This is a genomic window from Methanosarcina sp. WWM596 (genome assembly GCF_000969965.1).
Taxonomy (GTDB): Archaea; Halobacteriota; Methanosarcinia; order Methanosarcinales; family Methanosarcinaceae; genus Methanosarcina.
Map to the genome: position 1 here is coordinate 1,884,975 of NZ_CP009503.1, position 15,619 is coordinate 1,900,593.

16 protein-coding genes, 1 tRNA gene and 2 pseudogenes are annotated in these 15,619 nt (G+C 41.3%); 7 read left to right on the top strand and 12 right to left on the bottom strand.

Annotated elements, in window-relative coordinates; all coding sequences use genetic code 11:
- Positions 1-510: 510 nt before the first annotated feature.
- The 3 genes from MSWHS_RS08320 to MSWHS_RS21420 all read right to left on the bottom strand — a co-directional run bounded on the left by MSWHS_RS08320 (position 511) and on the right by MSWHS_RS21420 (position 2,133).
- The gene (locus MSWHS_RS08320; RefSeq protein WP_231585665.1) at positions 511-1,725 is read right to left on the bottom strand and encodes a cation diffusion facilitator family transporter; all 1,215 of its coding nucleotides are present in this window, start codon (positions 1,723-1,725) and stop codon (positions 511-513) included.
- A 91-nt stretch (positions 1,726-1,816) separates the two neighbouring features.
- On the bottom strand, positions 1,817-1,981 hold the full coding sequence (locus MSWHS_RS21415) for a cob(I)yrinic acid a,c-diamide adenosyltransferase (RefSeq protein ID WP_369798978.1): 165 nt from the start codon (positions 1,979-1,981) through the stop codon (positions 1,817-1,819).
- Positions 1,933-2,133, bottom strand: coding sequence for a hypothetical protein (locus tag MSWHS_RS21420; protein WP_048128024.1), 201 nt, complete (start codon positions 2,131-2,133; stop codon positions 1,933-1,935). Before MSWHS_RS21420 ends, MSWHS_RS21415 begins: the two co-directional genes overlap by 49 nt.
- Positions 2,134-2,295: 162 nt before the next feature.
- Here MSWHS_RS21420 and MSWHS_RS08330 point away from each other — a divergent pair, with 162 nt between their 5' ends.
- Positions 2,296-2,526, top strand: coding sequence for a hypothetical protein (locus MSWHS_RS08330; RefSeq protein ID WP_052722657.1), 231 nt, complete (start codon positions 2,296-2,298; stop codon positions 2,524-2,526).
- A gap of 486 nt (positions 2,527-3,012) precedes the next feature.
- Here MSWHS_RS08330 and MSWHS_RS08335 read toward each other — a convergent pair whose 3' ends face one another.
- A complete protein-coding gene (locus MSWHS_RS08335; RefSeq protein ID WP_048130371.1) occupies positions 3,013-3,252 on the bottom strand; it encodes a hypothetical protein in 240 nt (79 codons plus the stop codon).
- A gap of 397 nt (positions 3,253-3,649) precedes the next feature.
- On the opposite strand from MSWHS_RS08335, the pseudogene MSWHS_RS19205 reads away from it, so the two are divergent.
- The 5 genes and pseudogenes from MSWHS_RS19205 to MSWHS_RS08365 all read left to right on the top strand — a co-directional run bounded on the left by MSWHS_RS19205 (position 3,650) and on the right by MSWHS_RS08365 (position 8,575).
- A pseudogene (locus tag MSWHS_RS19205) lies at positions 3,650-4,383 on the top strand (transposase).
- An 809-nt stretch (positions 4,384-5,192) separates the two neighbouring features.
- Entirely contained in the window at positions 5,193-5,975 is a 783-nt protein-coding gene (locus tag MSWHS_RS08350; RefSeq protein WP_048128017.1) for a sulfide-dependent adenosine diphosphate thiazole synthase, read from the top strand.
- Between the two features lie 174 nt (positions 5,976-6,149).
- Positions 6,150-6,221: transfer RNA gene (locus MSWHS_RS08355), tRNA-His, on the top strand.
- 156 nt (positions 6,222-6,377) lie between these two features.
- Positions 6,378-8,111, top strand: coding sequence for a radical SAM protein (locus tag MSWHS_RS08360; RefSeq protein ID WP_048130370.1), 1,734 nt, complete (start codon positions 6,378-6,380; stop codon positions 8,109-8,111).
- 230 nt (positions 8,112-8,341) lie between these two features.
- Entirely contained in the window at positions 8,342-8,575 is a 234-nt protein-coding gene (locus MSWHS_RS08365) for a hypothetical protein (RefSeq protein WP_231585666.1), read from the top strand.
- 130 nt (positions 8,576-8,705) lie between these two features.
- On the opposite strand, the gene MSWHS_RS22290 is transcribed toward MSWHS_RS08365, so the two are convergent.
- From MSWHS_RS22290 to MSWHS_RS08385, 8 genes and pseudogenes are all read right to left on the bottom strand, one after another.
- A complete protein-coding gene (locus MSWHS_RS22290; RefSeq protein WP_369798969.1) occupies positions 8,706-8,996 on the bottom strand; it encodes a hypothetical protein in 291 nt (96 codons plus the stop codon).
- Positions 8,997-9,087: 91 nt separating this feature from the next.
- Entirely contained in the window at positions 9,088-9,339 is a 252-nt protein-coding gene (locus MSWHS_RS21425) for a hypothetical protein (RefSeq protein WP_231585667.1), read from the bottom strand.
- Positions 9,340-9,380: 41 nt separating this feature from the next.
- Entirely contained in the window at positions 9,381-9,503 is a 123-nt protein-coding gene (locus MSWHS_RS21975) for a hypothetical protein (RefSeq protein WP_255350457.1), read from the bottom strand.
- A 126-nt stretch (positions 9,504-9,629) separates the two neighbouring features.
- Positions 9,630-9,812: a hypothetical protein gene (locus tag MSWHS_RS21430; protein WP_048128012.1), complete on the bottom strand. Its 183-nt coding sequence runs from the start codon at positions 9,810-9,812 to the stop codon at positions 9,630-9,632.
- A 40-nt stretch (positions 9,813-9,852) separates the two neighbouring features.
- The gene (locus MSWHS_RS21435) at positions 9,853-10,326 is read right to left on the bottom strand and encodes a hypothetical protein (RefSeq protein ID WP_231585668.1); all 474 of its coding nucleotides are present in this window, start codon (positions 10,324-10,326) and stop codon (positions 9,853-9,855) included.
- A 4-nt stretch (positions 10,327-10,330) separates the two neighbouring features.
- Complete coding sequence (locus tag MSWHS_RS21440) at positions 10,331-10,507, bottom strand: hypothetical protein (protein WP_231585669.1); 177 nt, start codon at positions 10,505-10,507, stop codon at positions 10,331-10,333.
- A 108-nt stretch (positions 10,508-10,615) separates the two neighbouring features.
- Positions 10,616-10,666, bottom strand: a pseudogene (locus tag MSWHS_RS22295) (hypothetical protein); the annotation flags it as partial.
- Between the two features lie 166 nt (positions 10,667-10,832).
- Complete coding sequence (locus tag MSWHS_RS08385; RefSeq protein WP_048128008.1) at positions 10,833-11,966, bottom strand: hypothetical protein; 1,134 nt, start codon at positions 11,964-11,966, stop codon at positions 10,833-10,835.
- Between the two features lie 988 nt (positions 11,967-12,954).
- Between MSWHS_RS08385 and MSWHS_RS08390 the strand changes: the two genes are divergently transcribed.
- Complete coding sequence (locus MSWHS_RS08390) at positions 12,955-15,603, top strand: hypothetical protein (protein ID WP_197074048.1); 2,649 nt, start codon at positions 12,955-12,957, stop codon at positions 15,601-15,603.
- Positions 15,604-15,619: the final 16 nt, after the last annotated feature.

A 15,619-nucleotide genomic window follows, 5' to 3' on the forward strand; every position in this document is an offset into this window, starting at 1 on the left:
ATGAGATCCCCTCCTAAAAATAACCCCTGAAATTCACCATTTCATGTAGGATCTGGAAGACTTATAATAAGGGAATTATAATAGGGAAATTATAATAGGGAATTATAATGGGTGAATTATAATTTTAAATAAGAACGAGTTAATGAGAAATTAATTTACTAGAAAAGCCTTTTAGAATCTTTTGAAGTGATCCATAAGGTCTGGTCCAATTTTATGTAATTTAGTTCTGTACTCAGTTAATTTACTACTTATTTAAGTCATTACTCACTTAAGTTTCCTTAGTCAAGTTACTACTTATTTAAGTCACATATCTTCTTCGTACGTCTTCTTCATACATCAGGGACTGACCCTATGGACCAATAATAACTATGTAGGTAAAGGTATAAATAAACAACGATCTGAAACTTGTTTTTTCGCAGTACTGTGATTGAAATGCCCGGAAAACACGGAATTACAGAATTAGATGTAGCACAGCCTCTTTAAGTTGGGGTGGCCGCACGCAGTTTGATTTTACTCTGTAGGTTCTGTGAGCGTGCCCAACTCTGAAATCTTCTCCACAACTTTTTCAACATCTTCTACTGCCTCTGGCATCTGGAGCATTTTCACAAAACTATCGTGAAGATTGTGAAATGGACTTTCGCCGATTTCACCCACGATCAAAACATTGATCCCTCGATTTTTCAGAAACTCCGTAGTCTTCAAACCTCTCTTTTTTTCCAGGTCTGAGGCAGGGTTTTCGCTGATATCCCAGCTTTTTATTTTACTATCTTCCAGTTCGATAAAAATAAAATACGGGGCTTTGCCAAAATGCCGGGAAATCTTTGAGTGTAAACCTTCTTGCATTAGAATAGGAACTGCAATTTTCATTACTGACATCTTTCCAGGCTTTGCATTGACGACTAAATGTTCCAGGTTCTTTACCTCATTTTCCACAATCTTTTCTATTTCCTCGGAAAGCATCTCCACTCTTTTAAGATTAGCATCGCCCTCTATTTCTATTTCAATTTCCCCGAATACTACCAGACCGGACTTCCGAAGTCTGATTTCCCCAACAGTTTTCACGCCCTGAATACTGCCCACATTCTGTCTGATTCTTCTAATTGAATCTTTATCCAGCCATGCGTCCATCAGTGTCATTATAGAGTCCTTTGCTATACCGATTCCAAGCTTGAATATCATTAAAGAGATGACCAGCACTCCAACACTATCGAGCCACAACACGCCTAAGACTGAACCGATAATTGTAATGGCAACTATCAGGGAACTGAAAACGTCTGTATAGGAGTGTAGTGCATCGGCAATCAAAGCCTGAGAATCTATCTGTTTGCCGACTTTGAACTTATATTGTGATAATGCATACATTACCACTACCGAAAATACAGCTGTGCCAAGTGCAATCCCCTGCATTTTCACCTCAACAGGATTTGTGATGTTCAGCAGCGCCTCACGTACAAGTTCGAATCCAGAAAAGAGGATTATAATAGATACAAAAAGTGAAACAAGGTTGTCTGCTTTGTAGTAGCCGTAGGGGAACTTTTCTTCACTGCCCTTCAGGCTGAGCTTGAGCCCTATCCAGACGGCAAGTGATGTGAAAATATCCAGGGACGTATGGATAGCATCTGCGATAAGAGCAGCACTTCCGGAATAAAAGCCGACGATGCCTTTTAAAATTGAAAGAAAAAACAGAGTAAAAGTGGCATTCTTTGAAGCCTTAGCTCCTAACAATAAGTTCTCCTGTACAGCCATTTTCTCACATCATTCTTGAATATATACATACAGAAAAATACACACATGCAATAAACGTATTATTTTGGGGTTAATATTCAACCCTTTCCCTTGCTGTGACGTTTTTTTCAAAGGGATATTTCACAAGCTTCATCTCCGTTAACAGGTCTGCCCTTTCTACCAGTTCCCCAGGAACCCTCCTCCCTGTCAGGACAACTGTGGTTTCTTCCGGGATCTCCTCCAGCAGTTTGAGGATATCTTCGGTCTTACAATACCAAAATTGGCTGCAAGACTTATCTCGTCCAGTATCAGACCGACCCGTATTTTTCCTGCTATAAGGGTTCTGATCATCCCTCCTGGGATCCCAAACCTGGTATTTAATACCTTAAAATGCTTTTTTTCACTCATTGATATGTTTTCATCTTTATCGGGGCATATTGAGGGATTAATTAAGCAATAGCCATACTGGATTCTACAGTATAACCTTCCCTAAAAATTAATGAATAATTATGACTTTTTGTTTATAAATAGGTTTACGTATACCGCCAGCATTCAGGAATAATAAAAATTGTGATTAAGCAGGTCCCAAAACTAAAAATTTGTTTAGAAGTACGTGCCGAGCTCGATAAGGAGCTTTCGAAGTTTCCCTGGCTTACACCCATTGTTATTGAGATATTTGGCGGCAAGTTCGACCCTGAGAAACTGCGCTTACCTGACAACATAATTGCCAGGCTGCTGGGAAGCTCCTTACATAATATGCCAGCAATCGACATCTGGGATTGGGAGGCGATTCGCATTTGAGTTAAAATAAGAAATTAATAATAAGGAATTAATAATAAGGGACTAATAATAAGGAACTAATAATAAGAAATTGATTAATAAGAAATTAATTTACTAGAAAAGCCTTTTAGAATCTTTTAGAGTGATCCATAAGGTCTGGTCCAATTTTATGTAATTTAGTTCTGTACTCAGTTAATTTACTACTTATTTAAGTCATTACCCAGTTAAGTTACTTAGTCAAGTTATTACTTAGTAGTCAAGTTATTACTTATTTAAGTCACATATCTTCTTTGTACGTCTTCTTCATACATCGGGACTGACCCTATGGACTAATACTATATATAAGTAATAATATAAAAAAACAACGAACGTGGACTCTTTTTTTTACTGCTCCCTAACATCCACAACAAAGCACAATATTTAAATTTGATTTTCCTGAAAATCTCATTTTCCCTTCATTAATGGAGGTACATTTCCAATTTTCTTTGTTAAGTTCACACTTGAATTTTAAATTTTCTTTGTTAAATTCTCACTTTCATTTTCAGCTTTTTTTGTTAAATTCTCACTTTCATTTTCAGCTTTTTTTGTAAAGGTCTCACTTTCATTTACAGCTTTTTTTGTTAAGTTTTCACCTGTTTTTTCTACTTCTTTTGTTAAGTTTTCACCTGTTTTTTCTACTTTTTCTGTTTCATTTTCCACCGCTTTTTGAGAGCAACCGGAAGCAAATAACATTAGTGAAAGAGTCATCACTGCAATAAGCACAGTACCTAAAACTTTTATTCTTCTTATAACTTCTACCCCCTTTTATTTATAAAACATGCATGTGAAAATGTATCCCCCATGTATAATATATATTTATCTATATGTATTTTATCTCCGACACTCTGTAGCTTCTCTTTTTGATATCTCTTTTTGATATCTCTTTTTGATATCTCTTTTTGATATCTCTTTTTGATATCTCTTTTTGATATCTCTTTTTGATATCTCTTTTTGAAATCTCTTTTTGAATCAATTTTCAGGAACTGCTAATTAATAGTAATTAATAGTAACTTATAAGGTAACTTTCAGCCATACCTTTAGTAAAAGCAATTTTTCCTCGGAAAGAGGAAAAATTGCATATAAAATATCCCTCTTTTTCAACATCATGCTTACACGTGAAGAAATTCTTGAAATCTATGAAGCTGGTCCTGAAGCAGTTATTGCTGCAATCCAGAGATTTGATTATATCATAGAGAAACAAGTTTTTCAGATTTCTGAACTTGAAGAACGTGTAAGAGTTTTAGAGGCTCGTTTAAATCAAAATAGCAGAAACAGCAGTAAACCTCCTTCTACTGATTTTCATGTAAGAGATAAACCTAACCCTAAGAGTCGCCATGAAAAGAGTGGCAAGAAAGCTGGAGGTCAAGAAGGTCATCCAGGCACAACTCTTGATAAGGTTGATAATCCTGATTAGGTGATTGAACATTCTTTGACTTGTTGTGAATTAAAGGGATTGAAGTAAATCCACCTTTTCTAAACCCTGAAAAACAGGGGAAACGTGGTAAAAACCCAAAAACCAAAGCAAGGAACCTACTGGATATGTTTATAGAAAATAAAGAACAGATCCTGAGATTCCTGACTGATTTGAGAGTTCCATTTGAAAACAATCAGGCAGAAAGAGATATCAGGATGATGAAATTACAGCAGAAAATATCAAGAACTTTCAGAACCATACAAGGAGCGGAAGCTTTCTGCAGAATAAGAGCTTACATTTCTACTATTAGAAAGAATGGTTTACCTGTTATAGACGGTATTCTAGCGGCGCTCAATGGAGCGCCGCTATTATCCCGAGAATTGAAGCATTTTGCTGAGAAAACATACTTTTTTATCAGTGGCTGAATAGTTACACTATTTTTTTGCTTTGTAGCCTCTTTTTTAGGATCGTGGGATGCAGGATATTTGATTAATGGAGTGGGGTCTAATGTATTAATCGCTCAGGTATCTTTACTGGATGAAAACAGTACCTAATTACAAAACGAAACTCTGATACTAATTACACAGCATGAAGATATTATTTTGTTGAGAAGTATAAAGCGTTAATGAATTTACTAAATTGCATGCTATTCCTACATCTCAAATAAAATCAATAAATATAAGAGCAGAGAAAATGAACTTTTTGTCTTGGATATCACAATTATTTGGATGAATATTATTTCATTAAGTTGATTTCTCTAAGTGCCTGCAACGAAATAACCTATGCAACTTATAATTTATTGTAACTTTGATTGGCGACCTTGATAGTGAATATCAAAACGTCCAATCAGGAATATGCATAGATTATTCTGTGACGGGGCCTAAGCTTGTTTCTGTGTTCGCCAGCTCTATTTTATTTTTGCCATCAGCTTTGCGCTTCAGCGGACGCTTTCATTCCAGCTATCGTTCAGAATCGTAATCATGACGTCAGAAGCAGGAATAGTTAAACCTAAATTCCTTTCATGAAGTTCCTGCTATGTCGAGAAGAAATCTTTTGAGAATTATTCACCTTCCTCTTCCTCCATCAGATTCCAATAACTTTAAAAGCAATGCCCTTTATCAAAATGTGAATTTCAATGCTTACGATCAGGGTTAATAATTCCCTGATTTCTTTCTTAAAATGCCGGGCTGTTTTTTCCCGGACTTTCAACCGTACAACTTTATGAGAGATGAAAATGGAACTCGACGAAGTCATAATCACACGGGCAATTTTTGAAGAGTATTCAAAAACCTTCCTTGACTACACGGACATTGATGTAGCACTTGTAGGAGGGGGACCTGCAAACTTGGTGGCTGCAAGGTACCTGGCTGAAGCCGGGGCAAAGGTTGCCATTTATGAGCAGAAGCTGTCACTTGGGGGTGGCATGTGGACTGGCGGCATGATGTTCCCACGCATAGTTGTACAGGAAGAAGCCTGCCACGTCCTGGACGACTTCGGGATCAGGTATAAGGAGTACCAGCCCGGGTATTATGTGGCAAATTCTGTGGAATCTGTCGGAAAGTTGATAGCAGGGGCAACTTCGGCAGGGGCTGAGGTCTTTAACCTTGTGAGCTTTGAGGACGTCATGATTCGGGAGAATGACAGGATCACTGGAATTGTCATCAACTGGGGACCTGTAACAACTCAGCGCCTGCATGTGGATCCTCTCATGATCCGCACAAAACTCGTGATTGACGGGACAGGGCATGATGCGGTTGTTTGCAACACGATTCTCCGGAAGATACCCGATGCAAAGATCGGAGAACTCGGCATGCTCGGGGAAAAGCCAATGTGGTCTGAGGTAGGCGAGCGCCTTGCTGTGGATGCAACCCAGGAAATCTATCCCGGGCTGATTGTTACAGGCATGGCCGCAAATGCCGCAACTCGTGCCCCGAGAATGGGTCCTGTCTTCGGAGGCATGCTACTTTCCGGAGAAAAGGCTGCAAAACTTGCCCTTGACAGACTTAAAAATATCTGATATTTATCTGAAACCCACCGAAGCCCTCCTAAAATCGGGTTTTTACCGGCTCGGAACGCCGGGTAGCAGAATCACTCCCTTCTCGAAGAAGGGTATCCTGCTTTTCCGGCAAAAACTTTATATAAAAAAACTCCTTCTATAGGTTGCTTCAAACCTGAAGTACCAGACCCTGTGGCCGGGGTAGGGTAGAGGTTATCCTGTGGCCCTGTGGAGGCTACGATCCGAGTTCGATTCTCGGTCCCGGCCCTAAACTATTTTTAAATTATTTTTCTTCTCTTATGTGGTTACGGTGTTTTTTGCGGCACCCCTTTTATATTGTTCTACCAGTCACCTGCAATTTAATACCTGAATGCAATCTATACTTCACCTCCGATAATCAAGTAAATGGAAATGAGAACTGACATGAAAGCACTCATTATAGACGGTTATGTGGACGAGCCCGCCTGTCTTGGGGTTCCTCCTTATCTATCTCCTTACGCCCGGTACATAGCAGGAGCTCTTAGAGAGCGCGGGCTTTCCGAAAATGAGATTCACTACCTGACCATCGACACCCTGAGGGAAAACCCGCCCGGGGTCGGCGGGCTTATAGGAAAGGTAGACCTTCTGGTCATTATTGCAGGTATGACCGTGCCTGGAAAATACCTTCGGGCATCCCCAATCACACCTGGAGAGATCGAAACTATTTTTCGAGCTGTGAATGGGATAAAGGTTATAGGTGGCCCTATCAGGCTCGGTTTCAGTAGCGAAGGCGGAAGGGCTGCAAAGGGGATGGAAAGTGGAATAAGTCTGGAAGAAGCCACACTTGCAAAAATGGACCTAGAGGCTTTTATTTACGATCTCTTTGAAGGGGGGGCTGGCGAGAATTCAATCAGCGGAGGCAGCGGAAGCTTCTCTGCCAGGCTGAAAGCCCCGGAATCCGTTGACCACCGTTTCAGGACAACAGCCGAGATCGGGCGCTGGGGGCCGAAAGGGGCTTTTTTGATCAGGCAGCACCCGGACTATCCTTATTGTATGTGCGAGCTTGAAACTTACAGAGGCTGCGGCAGGCATGTCCACTGCTCTTTCTGCACCGAGCCATTTTATGGGGCTTCGGACTACAGGCCTGTAGAGGACGTTGTTTCCGAAGTCTCTGCACTTTATTCCCATGGAGCCCGCTATTTTAGAATAGGAAGACAGCCTGACCTTTTCTCCTATCATGGGACCGATGCAGGAGGGCCTGTCCCGAAACCCGTGCCTGAGATTCTTGAAAAGCTTTACCGTGGAATCCGAAATTCCGCACCTGAACTTTCTGTGCTCCACATGGACAATGCAAACCCGATAACCCTTGCAGCATACCCCGAAGAGTCAGAGCAGATCCTGAAGACGATTATTAAATATCACACCTCCGGAGATGTAGCAGCCTTTGGGATGGAGACTGCCGACCCGAAAGTGGTTGCAGCAAATTCCCTCAAGGCGACTTCCGAAGAAGTTTTTGAGGCGATCAAACTGGTAAACAGGTTTGGAGCAGTGCGCGGGGCAAACGGGCTTCCGGAAATTCTCCCAGGCATTAATTTCGTCCACGGGCTTATGGGGGAGACGAAAAAGACCTTCCAGCTGAACTACGATTTTCTGCAGCAGGTGGTTGATTCAGGTTTACTCCTGCGTAGAATCAATATCCGGCAGGTTATGGCATTTCCCGGAACTCCAATGTACGGCAGGGACGAAGCAGCCAGGAAGCATAAGAAACTCTTTCTGGACTATAAAGACAAGGTCCGGAAGAATTTCGACCTTCCACTGCTCCGGCGGGTAGTGCCGGAAGGAACGGTACTGAATGATGTAATGTGTGAGGTACATGACAGAGGGATCACTTTCGGAAGGCAACTTGGCTCTTATCCTCTGCTTGTGGGAGTTCCTGCCCTCATTCCTCTGCGGAAATTCACGGACATTACTGTCACAGGACACGGGATGCGTTCGATTACTGGAATTCCCTATCCTTTGCACATAAACACCGCATCTCCTACCCTTATCCGGGAACTCCCCAGTATCGGCAGAAAAACGGCTGATTCTATAGCAGCAGGAATTCCCTATAATGACAGAGAGGATTTTCTCAGAAGGGCAAATGAGGGAGAAAAGATTATCAGCTTTATAGAAATTTGATTCCCTAAATCTTTTTATTTCTTCTTTTAATTTCTTTTTCCGGCATTCTACTAGTACTAATATTTTTTTATGTATCTGCATCCTGAAATTGGAATATTTTATTCAGGAAAATCCTTTTTCAGCCTAGCAACATCCCCAATTTCTGGAGCTTAAAGCTCCAAATCTTTCAAATAAACAGCTATTTATTCAATCCCGAATCATTTTAAATGGGATATTTCAGGGGGAGTTGCTTGAGCGAGAGCGTAGAATATTTATATAGAGTAAAGATTGCTTTTCAGTTGAGCTTTATTGTATGGGTCATGATTGGAATTTTTTTGTTTTATGCTACTTTTGAGGGGCAGTCCAAAATGCTTGGAACATTTCTACTTCTTTTCTCAGTTATTCTTTTCACGCCTTTTTTGCCTGACGGAACAGATTATAGTGATATTGAAAATCTAAATGACTATAAGGAAGAGAAATTTTAGGAAACATGGAATTTCCCTGCAGGGTTTACAAGGCTTCATTTTAATATAATTTAAAACCTCATTTTTTTATAAAAACTCCTCTTTACTATTTCAGCTGTACGAATATAAAGTTCCACAATGGTTCCAAGAATTAAAATGATTGAAATTGGGAGAGGTTTGAATCCAAATGGGGTGGCAAATGAGGAAAAGGGAAGCTGAGAGTCAGGATTTCGATCAGCAGGGTGGTTACAAGCAGATATTTTCCAGGTTTGCTCTTGAAAAAGGGTTTCATGCTCCGGACTACGAGTAATATAAAGGATGCTAAAATAACAGATTCTATAAACCAGCCGGTTCTGAACTGTTCTGTCATCCCAGTGAGAAGAAGTAAAACGCCGAAAGTGAGGTAGTCGAATACCGAACTGGTAATCCCAAATGCCATCATAAACTTACGGATGAAATCTGTATCCTATTGGTGAGGTTTTTCAACCATTTTCCTGTCCACAGTATCCGTAGCTATGGTCGTCTCCGGAAAATCAGTCAATAAATTGATTAGCAGGATCTGCTTGGAAAGCAGGGGAAGGAAAGGCAAAAAAGGGATGCTTCTGCCATACTGAACATATTCCCAAAATTGGCACTGGTAGCCATAAAGACATACTTCTGGTATTGGCAAAGGTTTTTCGTCCTTCTTTCACACCCTCTACAAGTGCATCCAGATCCTTTTCCAGAAGCACGATATCCGCAGTTTCTTTAGCAACATCCACAATGCTGTCAACGGAAATTCCCACGTCTGTAGTATGGAGCGCCGAAACGTCTTTTATGCCGTCTCCTATATATTCAACAACGTTTCCGTTTTTTTGAGTGCAAGGATAATCTGCTCTTTCTGGATTGGCTCTATCTTGGCAAAGACATCGGTACCGTTTACCTGCCTGAGCAAAGCTTCACTGCTCATCTGAGCAGGTTCACTCCCGGTTATAAACCTGATGTTCTTAAGCCCGATTTCTCTACTGATGTTCTTAAGCCCGTTTTCTCTACTGATGCTGGCAGCTACAAACCTGTTGTCTCCGGCAATATCATTTTAAGAAATTTCAATTTGTTCTATGCTTTCTATAGTTTCTGTAATTCCCTGCTTTGGGGGATCAAAAAAGAAGAGGAAACCGAGGAAGGTCATCCCTATTTCGATTTCCTTTTCGATAATCACCTGCTGGTCCATCTCCCTATACGCAACCCCAAGAGTGCGAAATCCTTTTTTGGTGACCATCGGGTTACCCTCGCTTTTTGAAACAAGGATGCTCAATCTTTTACGCACGAAATCGTGAGGAACTGGTCAGTGTGCCTGTCTTGTTGGAGCAGAGCATGTTCGTGCTCCCCAGGTTTTCAATGGAAGCCAGCCTCCTGACTATGACCTTCTTTTGCGCCATCTCTCTTGCACCCCTGGAAAGGTTAATGTTAATAATTGCAGGCAGAACCTGGGGAATCAACCCAAAAGTAAGAGTCAGTGAGAAAAGGAAAGAGTCAAGGATAGGGTGCTGGAGATATACGTTAATTGCAAAGATGGTCATTACTATAAGCAAGGTAACTTCCATCAGAAAGTGGCCGAAGCTTGTAATATCCCTTTCAAACTCGGTTTCCGGGGGTCTGAGTTTTAGCTTCTCTGAGATGTTTTCCCGAATACCGTTTCCTTTCCTGTAGATACTGCCAGCACTTTTCCGCTTCCGCTGACCACATTTGTTCCCATCCATAGAGAATTTGTACGTTGTCTTAACATCAGACAAGTGACTAATCTGCAGGAATTATATCTCCGGCGTTGAGGAATATTATATCCCCAGGCACGATCTCTTCTATGTGGACTTTTATTTTTCTACCGTCCCTGAGTGCAGTCGCTGTTATCTGCACAGTGGTGAGAAGTTTTTCAAAGGTATTTGTAGCTCCTTTTTCCTGCCAGAAACCCAGCATACTGCTGATCAGGACAATGGCTACAATAATCAGGGTGTCTGTAGGGTCGTGGAGAAAAAAAGACAGCCCGGCAGTAAATAGGAGAATAAGGGTAAAAGGGCTCCTGAACTGGGAAAGCAGGATATTAAGAGCATCGTATCTCTTTTTTGGCTTAAGAATATTTGCCCGTAAGTTTTAAGACGTTCACTGCTTTCGGAGCCTTTCAGACCTTTGCTTCCTGTCTGGAGTTCCTGTAACATCTCAGGTACAGGAATAACTCCTGAAAGCAAGCTTTCTCTCTTTATTTATGCACCACCCGGATGCCTACTTAGCCTGCTTAATTTATTCAGGCTTCGGCAACTCCTAGGATTGTGGCAAGCTCCATGCCCTCACTTCCTATGGATGAGAGTTCGCTTGAAGCTTCAGACTTCGAAATGTATTTTTCAGTCCGGACGCTTGCAGACTCCTCCATCTTAATTGTAACTTCCTCTTTAGTGTATCCCCTCTCAATGCATTCTCTTACGAGCTTCCCATATATACCGGCAATAATCTTAAGGCAGTCAAACACAGTGTTCTCTTCAACAGCGTTTTTCCCATCCAGCATGATCCGCCTGAGCCTTTTGGATCCTACGGATTCTGTAAAGAACTCTTTGAGTTTCACCATGAACATATAGAGAGCTTCCCTATCTATAAGGGGAGCCAGTTTTTCGTCTCCTGTTATATCATGATCCCCATACAGGATCAGGAAAGTCCTGTCATCCGCAGAGATTGTGAACATGTGCTCTGCATCCTTGTCTTGAAGCACTGTTCTGATGCTGTCTCCTTCGTACTCGATACTCATAATACGAAAATCGGATACGTTCATCTTCTTTACTTTTTCTTCCCTGGACAGGATTCCACTCTTTGCCCTCACAGGCAGAGTGAATTCTTGAAGATCCTCAACTTTTAGTGAATTATGAACAAAATTCAGTTCAAACTCGTACTGTATACCGTTAACTGAACTGACCTGCCTTCCTTTCAGTTCTTTGTCTTCACCTGAAGCATAATAGGCATGCTCGGCTCCATAGATGCTTGTTTCAAAAAAAGGGCTTAGGGTCGCGAGTATCCTGGTTTCAAACTGCTGCACTTCTGAAAGTGCTAGCCTGTTTTGCCTATCAATATCTTCAAGCCTTTCATTCTTTTTTAACAGGGATGCGGTTGAAGAGGTTTCAATTATTTTTGCTTTAATTTCAAGAATCTCCTGGGACTCGATTCCCTGCGTAAGTTCTTCCATATAACCAACGACGTCTGCCTGGAATCTGTCTATCTCCTCGAGCTTTCCCTGAGAGCTTGTTGTCTCTTCCTTATTCCCCTGCTTTATCTCTATAATTGATTTTTCGAGAGGTATTGCCTCTTTTGAAATCCTTATGAAGTCCTGCAGATCCTGGATGAAATCTCTCTGAACAGGAAGTTCTGTAGAGTCTTGAAAGGTATACTTCATTTTAAATTCCTCCCCGGTAGCTAAAATGTCTTTTGTTAAATTATGTTTCTTCACATTTAAATCTGTGAGCATATACTTTTTAGAAGGGTATATTTTTATCATTATATATATATTTAAAACTATGTTTTTTTATAATGTATGTATTTTTTATAATGATAATATGACTCCTTCAATTACCAGTATTTTTTTTCATTACCTCTGAATCATTCTTTTAATTCTGAGCAATCACATCTTGATCTTCTCTTTGTGGTTATCTCAAAAAATACCTGGCTTTTTAAATATTTAATTTTTCAAAAAATCATTATTATTAAACATAATTTTTTCATTTATGATTATATTTAGTTCCATATATTCTTTAGAAAGATTTATATTAAATATTTGCGTAAGTTATCTCATATTATCGTCACAGGATAATATGCAAAGACATGTACTATATTAAATGTGGAATATTTATGATCCATATTTAATCTGCCTGTTGGCGAATTTGCTGTTTGCAATTAATAGGTATATGTCTGATGTACCAGGCACCAGTCAGCCCTGGTAATTAAAACGGGTTGGTTCATAATTCCCCTGTTGCGCAAGAATTAATGGGGCCAATACTTGCCGCTCCAGAGGTAGAGGCTACTGCCCTCCTTCCCGAAAGGGTTCCGGAGAAGCGCTGGCTTTCTTATCTACTAATTGAGGATAAAATTGATCAGAGTAATTAAGTTAGGGAGGTGAGGTGAAAAGCAGTTTTGTAAATAAAAGCTGTAAATTTTCCTACAGTCTTATTTTTTTTAGTATTTAAGTAACAATTGATCAAAATATTTGAAGACTGTTTATAGGATTGTATTCTAACTAACTGGAATCTGCTACAACTCGCAAACTTTAAAATATTATTTAGTATATGATAATATTCAATGTTAATACCAAACTAAAATTGAACATTTGCGGAATCTAGGTGCAGAATATGAAACAAAAAATAATGCTATTTAGTGCGCTGCTAATTATGTTCCTTTTAGCAGGAACGGCAAGTGCAATTGATATGGAGAATACAGATCTTGTATCAATAGATACTGGTCTGTGCGTTGATAGTATCGCCTACAGCGATGAAGGTTCTTTCATGATGGGAGACACTGTAGATATCACTGTAACCTTCAGTGAACCCGTCAATTATGCGGCTTTTACTGTTTGTGACTACTATCCGGATCCCACCGTCATTTTAATGACTCCAACGGATGACAGTGGTACTGTCTGGTGTGGTACATATTTAGTTCCAGACGGTGTAAACGATGCAGTTGACGTGATGGTATATGGAGCCATCTTAGATGGTAACTTTGCTCCTTCAGCCTTCTTAAGTGGCTTGACACCGGAAATGATTCCGGCGGATTTTGTGATTGACGAGGTTGAGGCAATTGATTATTACGCCTTTGTGATTGACAACGAAGCTCCGAAATTTACTATAATTGAACCGGATGTTGCTGTCAACAATAATTGTGTATGCTTCAATATCAAAGCTGTCGATAAACTGAGTGAGACAATCGCCTATGCCATCTTTATCAATGATGTTCAGAAGAAATCAGGGGTTGTGAATTGTGACGGATATGTAACATATGGACCTGAGTTGGCTGATGGCTATTATCAATGGAGAATCGAACTCATAGACGAAGCAGGAAATATTTGTATCCCTGAAGTCGACTTCGACCTGTACGTGGACACCGACTGCCCGAGTGCAGTAATTATTTCTCCGGATAATGGCTGTGTCATCAGCGAATATCCCGATCCCTATGATGAATTAGATCTTCGTGGGGTTATCGGCAGTCCCTCCTATGATCCCCTCTATCCCTATCCTTTCATGACATTCAGTTTCACCGCTGAGGATGATTTCTCTGACGACTGTGGTCTGGAGCTATATTACCAGGTGTACATCAACGGAGAACCCGTTGAGGAAATGTCCGGGACCATGTTCTCTGATGAGCTCGTAACCATAGAGATTGACGATCCATACTTCTTCGCGGACGGGGCTTACATCTGGTGCGTTGAAGTTGCGGATCAGGCAGGAAACTACTTTACTAGCGACCCCCAGCAATTCTATGTCAACTGTGAAGGGCTCGAAGTCTGCCTCAATTTCCCGAATGATGAGTTTGTTTCTTCATGCCCGGAATTTAACTTCAGTGTTTCAGGAGGAGCAGGGCTGCCTTTCGATTACGAACTGCTCATTGATGGTGAAGTAGTAGAGGGGGGCACGTGCGTCGTTGGTGTAGATGAGGTTAACTACTATTCCGTGAATTCAGAAGTGGATGAAGGCATAGGTCTGCTCTGGACAGTGTGCATCACTGACTGTGCAGGCAATGTGTATCAACCTGAGCCATTTTCCTTCTCTGTTGACTGTACTGCTCCGGCTGCTGTGGCAAACCTGTGTGTTGTTGACGCGCTGAGCGAGATTACATGGGAATATACGTATGATGAGCCCGGACTGTACGTTAGCTGGGATAATAACATCGAAGACGATCTTTGCTACGATGAAAACGATCCTTATTCCACTCCATATGTGGTTCTCATCAGCGAATTCGAGCCCACATGCATTGAGGAGATGCAACTGGCAGAACCATTTACCCCACTAACATCCGAATATGATGAAAACGGCGTGTGTATTCTTGATACAGACGTCTTTATTGGAGGGTATGGTGGAGAATCCCTCGTCTATGGTCAGGACTACTGGGTAGCTGTTATTGCTCTGGATTGGGCTGGCAACTACGACGAATGTTTTGCCGTTTGCGGTCCTGTTCAGACATACGAAGACATAAACATCATGCTTGACGAAGGCTGGAACCTGAAATCCGTGCCCAAGACTCTGGCTCCATTCAATGCAGACCCGGAATCGGCCTTTGGAGAATGCAGCACAGTACTTTACTGGGACGGTTGCGGCTGGGTATTCCCTGACTGTATCGAACCATGTAAGGGTTACTGGGTTTACAGTCCGGAAGCCTGCATAACCAATGTAAAGTTCAAGCCAATGTCACTTGACTGTACAGTTCCAGAAGTACCACCATGTCTTGACCTTGCTTGTGGATGGCAGATGATAGGACACACCTCTACAGCACCTGTACACTGGTCCAAGACTCTGGGTTCATTGCAGGGTCTTCTGGGTTTAGAGTATAAGTTCTCCAACCTGATCACATATTCTTGCAATGAAGGTTGGGGTGGTACAATTTCCCTTGGAGTCATGGACATGGGTCTGCTTGGTTCAGGAGAGGCAGCTCCATACCCGGTTGAATGCCTCCAGTCTCAAGGCTTTATGATTCCTGGACAGGGATACTGGGTCTTCATGAAGGAACCAGGTACCTATGCTTCCATCGAAAGCGTGAATGTTTACGTTGATCCCGCCGATCCAAATGACGCCATTGATCCCGCCGATCCAAACTACGCCATTGATCCCGCCGATCCAAACGACGCCGTTGATCCCGCCGATCCAAACGCCTTTGATCCTGCATCAGGTAATGAAACCAATGGTAATGAAACCAATGGTAATGAAACCAATGGTAATGAAACCAATGGTAATGAAACCAATGGTAATGAAACCAATGGTACCAATTTAAATGAGACTATTAATGATATCATCAATGGTACTCTCATCAATGGCACCTTGCCCGTGTAAGAGGGAATATTTCGAA